The sequence below is a fragment of the Methylotuvimicrobium sp. KM2 genome, from assembly GCF_038051925.1.
Lineage (GTDB): Bacteria > Pseudomonadota > Gammaproteobacteria > Methylococcales > Methylomonadaceae > Methylotuvimicrobium.
In genome coordinates, this window is the sequence record NZ_CP150634.1 from 1,461,401 (window position 1) to 1,474,390 (window position 12,990).

A 12,990-nucleotide genomic window follows, 5' to 3' on the forward strand; every position below is an offset into this window, starting at 1 on the left:
TCCAAGACTTCTTGCCCAAGCAGAGCTTGGGCAAGAGCCGGACATGCTAAACAGAGGGCATTGTATACCTGGAAACGGTGCTGTTTGATAAATCTGCGGATATTGGATATCAGTGGCTCCGAGATCGCGATCTGGGGATCGCTCCCACAGAGCATCCGGCCCCTTGTGGGAGCGACGCCTTCGTCGCGATTTCGAAGTCGGGAACGTTGAGCGACAAAAAATGGTATCGAAGCCTCATTAGCTAAGATTGCAAAACCGTAATTTTTGACTCATGTATAACGATGAGAGCCGGAGCTTGGTAAACAGCGGGATGCAGGTTGTCTTTTTTAACTGTAGCGCGTATGGGTTACAAACCTCGGCCTGGGGTATAATCGAATTCCTAGAGCGCTGCCTTGGCTGAATGCGAAGTTGTTTTGGGCTCCGGTTTTTTATAAATCATAACGGGGCGGCCGTTTTTTTCTTCGAGCGCTTTTCTAAGCGCGGCGCCTTCGATGACAGGAAGTTGGTTGTTATTCGCGCGAACAATCAATTCCAGCGCCTGCTCCAGTCGGTCTTCATAGCTGATTTCGGTTTTTTCCAGATTCGGATAGACCTGGATATAGAGCGAGTCATCGAGCCAGCCGACTTTTGTCGGTTGGTTGACGATGTGGACATCGGTGCCGACCGGGACTTTCGGAAATAATTGCTCGATATTTTCCGGCAACATCCGAATACAGCCATGAGTTACGCTCATGCCGACTCCGAAAGGTTTGTTGGTGCTATGAATTAGATAACCCGGTATGGCGAGTCGCATGGCATAGAGGCCTAGAGGATTGTCAGGGCCGGCCGGGACGACATTCGGTAAAATATCGCCTCGCGCGGCATGTTCTCTTTTTATGGATTCCGGCGGAGTCCAGGTCGGGTTTCTCGTTTTGGCGGAAATTCTGGTTTTACCGAGCGGCGTTTTCCAGTCAATTCTGCCGATGCTGATCGGATACGTGACGACGCGGCTCTTGTTTGGCGGGTAGTAATACATTCGGTATTCAGGCAAGTTAATCACGATTCCTTTTCGAGGCGCATTGGGTAACAGGCGACTATTAGGTATCTTAACTTGGGTTCCCTCCTTGGGTAGCCAGCGGTCGACGGTGGGGTTGGCCAATAAAATTTCATTTTGACCGATGTAGAAGCGCCTTGCTATGTCCAAAAGCGTGTCTTCCTCGGCGGCGACGGTATAAAAGTGCGGTTGGGGATGTTTATCGGCCCCTTCCAGGCGATCGCCGATTAGGCTGTCGCCGGGGGTTTTGGGGAGGTCGAATTCGGCGGCGTGTATACCGCTACTTGAAGCGAAGATTAGCGCAATAAGCGCAAGTTTTGCTTTTTGAATAATCATGATTTATGCTCGCCGCCAAATAATTCTATAAGACGCGGTAGGAATGTCGAGAGTTCCAGCGACATAATCGAAAAATCGGCATCGAATTGTTCGGCTTCGTCTTGGGTTTCGATATCGGCTACCTGGTCTTGAACCAAATCTAAAAACTTCAAGCGTTTTATACTCAAGTTTTCGTCCACGATGCAAGAAATTCTATCCGCCCAGTTGATGGCCAGCTTAATGACTTGCTTGCCGGTATCGAGATGGTTTTTGATTTCGGGCAAGCTTAAATCGTGGCGTTTGCAGCGAACAATGCCGCCTTCATCGCCGGGCGAGCGTAATTCGCATTCGTCTTCGATCGTAATGTCACCCGGTGTGTCTTGCGTCATCAGCCAGCGCGTCATCACTGCGACAGGTTTCTCCTGAGTAATCGGCGGCACGACCGGCAGCGAGCCCAGGCATTTTCGTAGATTGCTGATTAAATCTTCGGCTTTTTTAGCCGATGGCGAGTCGACGATCAGCCAGCCGTTTTTAGGGTCGATATAGGCATACGTCTTGCGCGAAAACGTAAAGGCTCGCGGTAGCAGTTCGAAACAGATTTCTTCCTTGATCGCGGTGCGTTCTTTTTTACTGAGTTTTCGGTTTTCGCGGTCCTCGGCTTCTTGAATCTTTTCCAGGACCATTTCATTGATCACGGCGGCGGGCAACACTTTTTCTTCCACTTTTGCGCATACCATCATGAAGCCGTTGGTGGCGTGGACCCGTTGCTCAGAGTTTCTGCCGAGCGGAGCAGTCCAGCCGAAGCTCATTTCTTGTTGGGCCGCGCAAGGGCGAAACGGCATTTGTTCGAGTTTTTCTTCGAATTCGGCCGGCGTTAAAGTAAAGTCTTCTGTAAAACGGTAAACGGATAGATTTTTAAACCACATGGGCGCTGGATCTCGTATAAAATCGACTATTATCGCAGATTAAGGAGAATCCCGAAAATGACGGTTTGTTTTTTCAGCAATTCCCAATTTGAGGGTATACCTTTCGCACTTCAAATTTCGGCAGTGCCGGAGGAGGCGCCTGGGTGTCCGATAAAGGCTTTGCCAGCATGGAGCTGGCATAGAGCCTACATGGACGTATTCACGGCGTCCTTTAGCGGACACCCAGGCGCCGAATTTTGAGCTACGACGGGTATAAAAAAGGGTGTGGAGCATGCTTGGCGAGGATGTCGGCGGCAGGGAGCCGCCGTCAAGCCCCCATGGAAGGGTTTACGGCGTTTCTCGACAGGCATGCTCCACACCCTAAACTGCGAAAATATGTTCAAACTGGGAATTGCTGTTGTTTTTTACGACTTATACCTTTCGCACTTCAAATTTCGGCAGTGCCGGAGGAGGTGCCCCGGTGCCGAATTTTGAGCAACGATGAGTATCGTTGACGGTTTTCCACCGATAGCCGGGAAATCGGCGAAAGTGTTGATTTTAGGGTCGATGCCTAGTGTCGCGTCATTGTCGAAAGGCCAATATTACGGACATCCTCGGAATGCGTTTTGGCCAATCATGAGACAATTGTTCGGTGCGGGGCCGGAATTGGATTATCGAAAGCGCAGTCGCATTTTAATCGAACATCATGTTGCGGTGTGGGATGTCTTGCAGACCTGTTTTCGGTCCGGCAGTGCCGATGCAAATATCGATGTCGATTCGATAAAAATAAACGACTTTAACCGTTTTTTCGAGCAACATCGGGATATAAAGCGAGTATTGTTTAACGGTGGCGCGGCGGAGAGCTTATATCGTAAGCATGTGTTGCCGATATTGAATAGCCGTTTCAATCACCTTGAATATCAGCGCGTACCTTCAACGAGTCCGGCCTATGCGGCGATGTCGTTGGAGCGGAAAACCATGGCGTGGAAGGCGGCGCTTACGATTGTAGTTAACGGTCGGCAATGATTACTCCCTTTTGATCGAAAAACCGTCTAAGAAAAAAGGTATGGGATGTGTCTATCGAGGACCGCCGTGAACCCTTCCATGGGGGCTTGACGGCAGCTTTCCCTGCTGCCGACATCCTCGCTAGCCACACCCCATACCTTCATAAAGTTAGCCATTTTTTGACTATAAAGGGAGTAGTAAGGGAATAGTGAATAGCATGTAGCTCGTATGCAGCGTAGCGGAATACGGGAATGGCGTGGCTCCGAACTTCCCGGATTGCGCTACGCTCCATCCGGGCTACGCTGTTTAGACTCGCCGAAAGCAGTCGGTAGCGATTTAGCAACGGGGATATCTATGCTTAGGATTTGGTCGTAAATAACCCTCAACAAAGCCCATGGTTCCAGGACGTTATTTATCAAGAAATCCTTTGCTTGATGCGTATGGGTTGTAAACCCCGTCCTGCTAGGTGATAACAGAGATCCGCTGACTGTTAACTGCTATCTAAAAATAAAAAGAGGTCAATATGGAAAACTTGTCGACGACAGAAAGCTTGATACTGGGAGCATTAGTGCTGCTGGTGCTATTTTGGATGGGGCCAGGCGTCAAAGCATCGCTCGAACGCAATAAAAATGCCGAAACGGATTGGAAGGCGGTATTGTTGCCGCTGGGGTTCGTTGTACTATTTGTATTATTTTTAATAGCCATGGTTTGAAATGATTGAAGAATATCAGGAATACGAAGAATTCGACGATGAAGTCGAATATTATGCGGTTAGGCCTAACAAAACACAGATAAAACGCGATATTGCCGTTTTATTCGAACTGGGAGAGGAATTGGTCGCGTTATCGGCGGCGCAATTAAGTACCTTGGATTTGCCTGAGGATTTACACAAGGCAGTTATCGGTGCGACTGGAATGCCGCCGAAAGGTGCCAGAAAAAGGCAGATGAAGTTTATTTGCGGTTTACTCAGAAAGTTGGATGTCGATCCGATTACCGAAAAATTGGCGAGGATAAAAAACCAGAGCGCTCATGCGACTAGGGAGCATCACAAAATAGAGCGTTGGCGCGATCGCTTGATTTCAGAAGGTCAAGACGCCTTGACCGAATTGATCGACGAATATCCGCAAACCGACCGGCAATTGTTAAGGCAATTAATGCGCAGTGCGCAAAAAGAGGCTGCAGAAGCTCGACCTCCGAAATCCACGCGGGAACTGTACCGTTATTTGAAGGAGTTGTTCGAAGCCGAATCCGAATGAACGGCTTAATGAGCCGGGTAGGTCGGGTTAGGCGGAGTCGTAACCCGACAAATCGATGGACCAAATGTCGGGTTACGCTAGCGCTAACCCGACCTACGCTACTTCGAAATCGCGATCTGGGGATCGCTCCCACAGAGCATCCGTCCCCATGTGGGGGCGACGCCTTCGTCGCGATTTCGAAGCCACTGATGTTCAATATCCGCAAATTTATTAAACAGCACAGCCGGGTAGGTCGGGTTAGGCGGAGCCGTAACCCGACAAATCGATGGACCAAATGTCGGGTTACGCTAGCGCTAACCCGACCTACGCTACTTGAGGGTGGTGTTTTACATTACTGAAACTGCTCGAACAAATCGATTTGTCGGTTGCTGTTGGGAGAGGCGAGTGATGACAAGGCGACACCCAGCAGGCGGACCTTACGACGGTCGGTTGGTGTGGTTTTCAATAAGTCCTCCAACAGAGGTACAGCATTTAAGTTTTCGGTGATCGCTTTCGAAAGCGTTCTGCTACGCGTGATTTGCACAAAATCGCTATATTTTATTTTTATCGTTAGGGTATACGCCGCCAGTTTTTTCTCTTTCGCCTTGCCGAGCGCTTTGTTCAGCAGGCTTTGCAGCTGTATCAATAAGGTCTCGCGGTTATCCAGATCTTCTTGAAAGGTGACTTCAACACCGATCGATTTAGCGATTCGTTGGTGATTGACCTGGCGGTTATCGATGCCTCGGCAAATATGGTAATAATGCAAGCCGGCTTTACCGAAATAATCTTGCAGTGAGGCGAGCGGCATCGTTTTTAAATCGGCTCCGGTAAAAATGCCGAGGTCATGCATTTTTTTCTCGGTGGCCTTGCCGATGCCGTGAAATTTTCCGATAGGTAGAGTTTCGATAAATCCGGGGCCGTCGTCGGGCGTGATTAAATACAAGCCGTTCGGTTTATCGAGATCGGAGGCTATTTTTGCCAGAAATTTGTTATAGGAAACGCCGGCGGAAGCGGTCAGTCCGGTCTGTTGTTTGATTTTTGCCTTGATGTCTTTCGCAATGAGTGTCGCGGAACCTTTGCAGCGATTGCATTGGCTAACGTCAAGATAGGCTTCGTCGAGCGATAAGGGTTCGAACAAATCGGTATAGTCGGCAAAGATTTTGCGGATGCTGTTCGATGCTTCTCGGTACGCTTCGAAACGCGGTTTGACGAAGATTGCATGAGGACAGAGGCGATGTGCAGTCGTCGATGGCATCGCTGAATGGACGCCGAATTGCCGGGCTTCGTAACTGCAGGTTGATACCACCCCTCGGGACCCCGGCAGTCCGCCGACTATCAACGGTTTATTACGGTATTGCGGAAAATCGCGTTGTTCGACCGCTGCAAAAAATGCATCCATATCGATGTGGATGATTTTACGAGCGGCTTCCATGGTCGTTGATGCGAGTCAGTCTTGGTCTTCTCGGTGAGACGGCAAATCCAAGGTTTCGGTCTCGTTCCAGTCGGCGAATGGAAAGGGCATTCTCTCGGTGTTGAAGGTCAAGAACAGGACGATATGATACAGATAGGCCGCCAGCTTTTTCCCAAGATCGAGAATATTCTTATTGGCCGAGCCGGTCAGCAGCATGGAGGCGATTTGCAGCAATATCACCGCCCACAACAATACCCTGACCAATCCCGCGATGACCGCGAATACCAGCATGAAGGCGATTCTTTTCCAGGTGTTCGGTTTTTTGAGGTTTTCGTTGAGTTGTTCCTTCATGCTTTTTTACCCGCGGTTCATGATATCTCGTAAATCCAATGCGGCGGCATTGGCCCGAGCGATATAATTAGCCATTGTCAATGAATAATTCGCAAACAGACCGAAACCGCTGCCGTTGAGAATCATTGGGCTCATAATCGGTTGTAGTGAGTTTTCCAATGCTCGGATCATAATGTCAACGGTATTCATTGCTCGTTTGTCGATCAAAATGGCTCTAAAATCGTGTTCGATTGCTTTAAGTATATGCAAAAGAGCCCAGGACGCACCGCGTGCCTCCCAAAAGATATCGTCGATCTCTAGCCAAGGTGTTCGGGTTAGCGGCTCTGTTGTGACATGTTCTGTTTTGAGTCTTGATACTTCCGAATCTGCGGTGATTTGTACAGTCATTTCGCGAATATAAGTATGCTCACTGCTGGCGGATAGGCGTGTCGATAGACCTCCCAGACGTTTAATTACGACCTCGACATACTGCCAAAGATTGTCGGCTCGGGAATAAAATCTTGCTGGTTTTTTGCCGACCGGTTTTTGAAGGCGGACCATATAGTTGTGTAAGGAATCGATGCCTTTTTGATATTCCGCTTCGGTCGACGGAAGCGCCCAGGAGTTGCGTTCGTAATAGAAATAAGGCTCGGCGATCGCAAGATCTGGGTCTTCGGCCGATTGCGATTGATCTCGCGCGAAATGATTGCGTAGTGCGGTCGTGGCGTCGCGTAAGATGACCAAGGCCCCCAATTCCCAGCTTGGCATGTTATCCATGAATACGCCCGGAGGTGCAGCGTCGTTAGTGATATAGCCGCCGGGCTTGTGTAGTAATACTTCGGCGATATGCGCTAAGGTATTTGCGTAAACATAACCGAGTGGAATGTCGGTCGTGTCGTCGACTTTGGAGCGTTCTATCGCTTCGTCATAAACATTGAACGGATCGGGTTCCTGGCTCCACCAGGTTGCCAAAATTAGAATTACAATAAGAACCGCGGATGCGATGACGCCAAGCGTCCATAGGATCCCTTTATATTGTGTGTTCTGTGGTAAATCGTTTTCAGACATTTCCGGTATCCTTCGTGTGCAGCATTTTTTTAAAATTGCTCTAAATAATAACAGGTTTTATAGCCGTTGGCTCGTTAACAAAAAGCCGAGTTAGGGTGTTCTTTTTTTACACGAGGAAGGGCCTAATCGTAAACTTACTGCGGAGCGGGTTATTTAACCCGCGCCCAACGTTTCGATTTGGGTTGATCCTGGACGAAAAGCTTCCGCTCCTGCTCACGCCCCTTAACTACATCCATGTATACCTATCGCACTTCAAATTTCGGCATTAGCGTATGGAGGCGCCGGGGTGTTCGGCAAAGGCTTTGGCAGCATGGATGCTGTCATAGAGCCTACATGGACGTATTCACGGCGTCCTTTGACGGGCACCCCGACGCCGAAATTTGACTAGCAAAGGGTATAGGTAACGTTTAGGACTGGGCTGCAAACTCCGTCCCACCTAGAAAATATCCAGATCAAGGCGTTCTTTTTTTAGCGCGGGGATGGGCCTGATCGTAAACTTCGGCAAGATGTTGGAAATTAAGATGGGTATAGATTTGCGTCGTGCCGATTGTGCTATGGCCGAGTAATTCCTGAACGGCTCTAAGATCGCCGCTGGATTCGAGTAAATGACTGGCAAAGGAATGTCTCAGCATATGCGGGTGGATATGTTCGGCGATCCCTTTTTTTCGACACCAGTTTTCGAGTCTTAGTTGTACGCTACGTTGTGCGAGTCGGGTGCCTCTGGCCGATAAAAACAGCGCAGGCTCATCGCCGCGATTGAGGTCGGCGCGTAATGGCAACCAGTTTTTCAGTGCCTCGACGGCTTTACTGCCGATCGGTAATATTCTGGATTTTCCGCCTTTTCCCGACTGTACGACTAAACTGCAATCGGCTAAATCGATATCGACTAAATCGAGCGCGGTCAATTCGCTAAGGCGCAGGCCGCAGGAATAAAATAATTCAAAAATCGCTTGATCCCTGATTTCCAGCCAAGAATCGGTATCGGCTTCGAGGAAGCCTGTTACTTGGTCGACATCGAGCACTTTGGGGAGTTTTCTATCCTGCTTGGGCGCTTTGACCGCCTGGGCCGGGTTTAGCGTGGCGAGGTTTTTTTTCAGCAAATATCCGAACAAACTGCGTATCGCCGATAATTCGCGCTGCAAGCTTTTGCTACCGAGTCCTCGCCGGTGCCTTGTGGCGATATGGGTGCGAATATCGCTGGTTTGAATTGCCGACCATTCTTCAATGTCGTGTTCGACACAAAAATCGCGCAGTCTTTCCAAGTCGTGTCGGTAGCCTTCGACGGTATGGTCGGACAAGCGTTTTTCGGTTTGCAAGTAGCTTAAAAAGCTAGTTAACTGAGTCAGCGCGTCTTCAGTCATGTTCCGATTGGTGAAGCAACGAAATCAACCGTGTGGCAATAATTTCGCTCATTTGGGTCAAAAACAGATTACCCATGCTGTAATGGAAGCGGTTGTCTTCGCGGCTGCCGATCGCGACAATGCCTTCGAGTTGGGTGAACGACATGGGGATGATCGCGCAGGACTTGACCTCTGCAGCCTCATCGCCGAACAAGACTCTGGCTTGCGCGAGAGTGGGGCGTCCGCATTTCGGCTGGCTGCTGCTCAGAATGGGTGCGAAGTGCTGAAGGTTGGGGTCGTTCGGCGCGATAAACAAATTGGCAATCGGCGTTTGCTCATGTTCGGATATGATGCGCACGGACACGAAATCGGTCATGAAAAAGTCGACGAACACATGTTCGAGATTCGCGACGGCTTCGTCGAGCGTGGCGGCGTCGAGTAAAGCCAAGGTCAATTTATGCATGCGATTAAACGAGGTATCGTTATCGCGGGCGATTTCAATCAGCGCCGTTAATTGACTTTCCAATTCCTGATGTTTAGCTCTGAAAATTTCCAGTTGTTTGGAGATCAGTGAAATCGCATCGCCGCTTGGATGCGGTATCGTCATGCTTTCCAGAAGATTAAGGTGGTCGTTGAAGAACTCGGGGTTGGCCTGTAAGTAGGCTTCAACTTGTTCGTCGGTTAGTGTGTTAAGTGCTTGTTGTTTCATAAAGAGATACGTCCCTCGAAAACCGAAACGGCGGGTCCTGTCATCAATACCGGCTGCCCTCTCCCCGGCCAATTTATTGTTAATGATCCGCCGGGCAATTCGACGATGACTTCATGGTCGAGTAAATTCTGTTCGATGCCGATGATCGCGGCGGCGCAAGCGCCGCTTCCGCAGGCCAGTGTTTCCGCCGCTCCGCGCTCATAAACGCGAAGCTTGATATGGCCGCGGTCGATGACTTGCATGAAACCGATATTGGCGCGCTCGGGAAAATCGGGATGGCTTTCCAGTAAAGGGCCTAACTCATTGACCGGCGCATGCTTGATGTCGTGAACCTGAAGCACGGCATGCGGGTTACCCAGCGAAACCGCGCCGAAACCTCTTTCGATATTATTGGCGATAACGCTGTAAAACTTCGCTTCATGCTGTGTCTTTAGCGGGATTTCTTCGGGCTTGTGTTTAGGAATGCCCATGTTGACCGTGATCATGCCGTCCGCGTTGAGCTTCAGCAATAGTTGGCCGGCATTGGTATCGACGCGGATTTCGTCTTTATCGGTCAGTTTTTTATCGCGGACGAATTTCGCAAAGCAGCGCGCCCCGTTACCGCATTGTGCAACCTCGCTGCCGTCAGCGTTGAAGATACGGTATTTGAAATCGGCATCCGGACTAACCGGGTTTTCGACCAATAATAATTGATCGAAGCCGATGCCGAAATGGCGGTCCGACCAGGTACGGATTTGTTCGGCCTGTAATGAAATGCTTTGATTGATGGCATCGATCACGACAAAGTCGTTACCGAGTCCATGCATCTTAGTGAATTCGATCATGGGTGTTATTTTCCGGTTAAGGCAGTAATTGTTCGCCAGCCCATAAATGCGTAAGGGTTTCCCGTTCGCGAATCAGGTGGCAATCGCCGCCATCGACCATGACTTCGGCGGCGCGCGGTCTTGAATTATAGTTGGAACTCATCGTAAAGCCATAGGCGCCGGAAGATCGCACCGCCAGCAAGTCGCCGGGCGAGAGTCTCAATTTGCGGTCCTTGCCGAGAAAATCGCCGGTTTCGCAGACCGGGCCGACGATATCCCAGTGCTGTTCGTCCGCCGAACTTTGGCTTCGAACCGGTATGATTTCCTGCCAAGCGCTGTAGAGCGAAGGGCGGATTAAATCGTTCATCGCCGCGTCGACGATCGCAAAATTTTTGTCGCTTGTGGTTTTAAGATATTCGATTTGCGTGACTAGAATACCGGCATTGCCGGCGATGGCGCGGCCGGGTTCGAGCAGGATTTCAATATCATTAGTCAGCTCGGATTGATTTAAGCGATCGAGTAAGGCTTCAACATAATCGGCCGGTTCCGGCGGTTGTTCGTCGCGATAACGGATGCCGAGACCGCCGCCGAGATCCAGATGGTGCAGGGCGATTCCCATTTTTTTTAGTTCACCAACAAGATCGAGAATTCGGCTCAATGCGTCCAAGAAGGGCGTCGTGTCGGTCAATTGCGAACCGATATGGCAGTCGATGCCGATAACATCGATATTCGGCATGGCTGCGGCGCGTTGATACTCAAGCAAGGCTTGTTCAATCGCAATGCCGAATTTGTTTTCCTTCAAACCGGTCGAGATATAAGGATGGGTTTTCGCATCGACGTCGGGATTGACGCGAAACGAAACCGGAGCTTTAACGCCGAGTTCGCCTGCCAGTTCATTGATTCTATCCAACTCTCCGCCGACCTCGATATTGAAACAACGGATACCGGTCTTCAGCGCGCTTAGGATTTCATCGCTGCGTTTACCGACGCCCGAAAACACAATTTTTTTCGGATCGCCGCCGGCGGCTAAGACGCGTTCGAGCTCACCTACCGAAACGATATCGAAACCCGATCCCAACCTGGCCAAAATATTCAGCACCGCCAGATTGGAATTAGCCTTGACAGCATAACAGATCAGGTGCGGCCTATCGCCGAAGGGACGGTCGAAAGCATGCCAATGTCGTTCCAACGTGGCGCGTGAATAAATGTAGCACGGGGTTCCCTGTTTAGCGGCGATTTCCCGCACCGGACAGTCTTCAGCGAACAATTCGCCGTTTTTATAATTAAAAAAATCCATGTTGTCAGTTTTCTTCGTCAGTTTCGATATCGGTCGGTTCTTCTTTCGGGACATGAATCGGCGCCGGCCCGTCCGGCAAATAAAGCGGTCCGGTTTGTCCGCAGGCAGTGATCCATAATGCGATAAAGAAAGCGAGTAAAAGTTTGGAATAATTCATAATGCATCGTTGTAAATCTGAGTAGGAAGCCAAGTGGCCAGCTGCGGCCAATAAGCCAAAACGGCCAACATGATAAGCTGAATTGCGATAAAAGGCATCACGCCTTTATAGATTTGGCCTGTCGACACCTCGGCCGGAGCCACGCCGCGCAGATAAAATAACGCAAAACCGAACGGCGGCGTCAAAAACGACGTTTGCAGGTTTAGCGCGATCATGATGCCTAGCCAGACGGGGTCGATGTCCATTGCCAACAGTATCGGACCGACGATCGGCACCACGACGAAGGTGATTTCGATAAAATCCAATACGAAGCCGAGAAAAAACATCACCAGCATCACAGTGAATACGGCGCCGAATTGACCGCCCGGTAAGTCCGAGAGCAGGCTGACGATCAGTTCATCGCCTTCAAACCCTCGAAATACCAACGAAAACAAGGCCGCGCCGATCAGGATTAGAAATACCATGCTCGTGGTTTGCGTGGTGCTGCGCATGACTTCCTGCAGTGTGGCTAAATTCAACTCGCTTTTTGCGATAGCCAGAATAATGGCCCCGAAAGCGCCGACCGATGCCGCTTCGGTCGGCGTGGCCAAACCGCCTATGATTGAACCGAGTACCGAGAGAATCAATACTAACGGCGGCGCCAGGCTAAACAACAGGCTCCGGTAAAAGCCCGATTCGAGCCGGGCGTTTTGTTCTGCTGCCGGCATCAAGTTCGGACGCAGCCAGGCCAGCAAGGCAATATAGATTAAATACATTGCGACTAGGCCGAGTCCCGGCAGCAGCGCGCCGGCGAATAAGTCGCCGACCGAAATCGATTCCGGAGCAAATACCCCCATGTCGAGCTGAGCTTGCTGATAGGCGGTGGAAATGATATCGCCTAGCAAAACCAGTACGATAGACGGCGGAATAATTTGGCCCAATGTGCCGGAAGCGCAAATCGTGCCGCAGGCTAAGGCCGGGTCGTAATTCTTGCGCAGCATGGTCGGCAGCGACAACAGGCCCATCGTGACCACGGTAGCGCCGACGATGCCGGTGCTTGCCGCCATCAACATGCCGACCAAAGTTACCGCGATGCCGAGGCCGCCGCGCAGGGCGCCGAATAAATCGGTCATCGCTTCTAAAAGGCTTTCGGCGATACGCGCTCGTTCGAGCATGACGCCCATGAATACGAAAAGCGGTACCGCGATCAGCGTTTCATTGTCGATGATGCCGTACAGACGGTTCGGCAATGCGTTTAAAAATGCCATGTCGAAATTGCCCAGCAACAAACCCAGTCCCGCGAATGCCAGCGCGGTGCCGCTCAAGGCAAAGGCGACCGGAAAACCGCTCAATAGCACGACAAAAACCGCGGCAAACATCCACAAAGCCATCATATTTTCCAT

Annotated in this window: 14 protein-coding genes; 3 read left to right on the forward strand and 11 right to left on the reverse strand. The window is 50.4% G+C overall.

Annotation, left to right across the window (positions count from 1 at the left end; genetic code table 11):
* Nucleotides 1-379: 379 nt before the first annotated feature.
* Complete coding sequence (locus WJM45_RS06280; RefSeq protein ID WP_341328112.1) at nucleotides 380-1,369, reverse strand: L,D-transpeptidase family protein; 990 nt, start codon at nucleotides 1,367-1,369, stop codon at nucleotides 380-382.
* Nucleotides 1,366-2,274, reverse strand: coding sequence for a recombination-associated protein RdgC (rdgC, locus tag WJM45_RS06285; RefSeq protein WP_341328113.1), 909 nt, complete (start codon nucleotides 2,272-2,274; stop codon nucleotides 1,366-1,368). The genes WJM45_RS06280 and rdgC overlap by 4 nt, the downstream gene beginning before the upstream one ends.
* Before the next feature lie 480 nt (nucleotides 2,275-2,754).
* Between rdgC and WJM45_RS06290 the strand changes: the two genes are divergently transcribed.
* The 3 genes from WJM45_RS06290 to yjgA all read left to right on the forward strand — a co-directional run bounded on the left by WJM45_RS06290 (nucleotide 2,755) and on the right by yjgA (nucleotide 4,514).
* Nucleotides 2,755-3,279 carry a DNA-deoxyinosine glycosylase gene (locus WJM45_RS06290; RefSeq protein WP_341328114.1) on the forward strand — a complete coding sequence of 175 codons (525 nt, stop codon included), beginning with the start codon at nucleotides 2,755-2,757 and terminating at the stop codon, nucleotides 3,277-3,279.
* A 502-nt stretch (nucleotides 3,280-3,781) separates the two neighbouring features.
* On the forward strand, nucleotides 3,782-3,970 hold the full coding sequence (locus tag WJM45_RS06295) for a hypothetical protein (RefSeq protein ID WP_341328115.1): 189 nt from the start codon (nucleotides 3,782-3,784) through the stop codon (nucleotides 3,968-3,970).
* Between the two features lies 1 nt (nucleotide 3,971).
* Entirely contained in the window at nucleotides 3,972-4,514 is a 543-nt protein-coding gene (gene yjgA, locus WJM45_RS06300) for a ribosome biogenesis factor YjgA (RefSeq protein WP_341328116.1), read from the forward strand.
* A gap of 331 nt (nucleotides 4,515-4,845) precedes the next feature.
* Here the strand turns inward: yjgA and dinB are convergent, their stop codons facing one another.
* The 9 genes from dinB to WJM45_RS06345 all read right to left on the reverse strand — a co-directional run bounded on the left by dinB (nucleotide 4,846) and on the right by WJM45_RS06345 (nucleotide 12,990).
* Nucleotides 4,846-5,925: a DNA polymerase IV gene (gene dinB, locus WJM45_RS06305; RefSeq protein WP_341328117.1), complete on the reverse strand. Its 1,080-nt coding sequence runs from the start codon at nucleotides 5,923-5,925 to the stop codon at nucleotides 4,846-4,848.
* Nucleotides 5,926-5,940: 15 nt separating this feature from the next.
* Entirely contained in the window at nucleotides 5,941-6,255 is a 315-nt protein-coding gene (locus WJM45_RS06310) for a DUF4389 domain-containing protein (RefSeq protein ID WP_125220171.1), read from the reverse strand.
* Between the two features lie 6 nt (nucleotides 6,256-6,261).
* Entirely contained in the window at nucleotides 6,262-7,302 is a 1,041-nt protein-coding gene (locus WJM45_RS06315; protein ID WP_341328118.1) for a DUF2333 family protein, read from the reverse strand.
* A 452-nt stretch (nucleotides 7,303-7,754) separates the two neighbouring features.
* Nucleotides 7,755-8,663 carry a tyrosine recombinase XerC gene (gene xerC, locus WJM45_RS06320; protein WP_341328119.1) on the reverse strand — a complete coding sequence of 303 codons (909 nt, stop codon included), beginning with the start codon at nucleotides 8,661-8,663 and terminating at the stop codon, nucleotides 7,755-7,757.
* Entirely contained in the window at nucleotides 8,656-9,351 is a 696-nt protein-coding gene (locus WJM45_RS06325) for a DUF484 family protein (RefSeq protein ID WP_341328120.1), read from the reverse strand. The genes xerC and WJM45_RS06325 overlap by 8 nt, the downstream gene beginning before the upstream one ends.
* Entirely contained in the window at nucleotides 9,348-10,175 is an 828-nt protein-coding gene (dapF, locus tag WJM45_RS06330; RefSeq protein WP_341328121.1) for a diaminopimelate epimerase, read from the reverse strand. Before dapF ends, WJM45_RS06325 begins: the two co-directional genes overlap by 4 nt.
* A gap of 16 nt (nucleotides 10,176-10,191) precedes the next feature.
* On the reverse strand, nucleotides 10,192-11,451 hold the full coding sequence (lysA, locus tag WJM45_RS06335) for a diaminopimelate decarboxylase (protein ID WP_341328122.1): 1,260 nt from the start codon (nucleotides 11,449-11,451) through the stop codon (nucleotides 10,192-10,194).
* A gap of 4 nt (nucleotides 11,452-11,455) precedes the next feature.
* Complete coding sequence (locus tag WJM45_RS06340) at nucleotides 11,456-11,608, reverse strand: lipoprotein (RefSeq protein ID WP_341328123.1); 153 nt, start codon at nucleotides 11,606-11,608, stop codon at nucleotides 11,456-11,458.
* Nucleotides 11,605-12,990: a TRAP transporter large permease subunit gene (locus tag WJM45_RS06345; RefSeq protein WP_341328124.1), complete on the reverse strand. Its 1,386-nt coding sequence runs from the start codon at nucleotides 12,988-12,990 to the stop codon at nucleotides 11,605-11,607. The genes WJM45_RS06340 and WJM45_RS06345 overlap by 4 nt, the downstream gene beginning before the upstream one ends.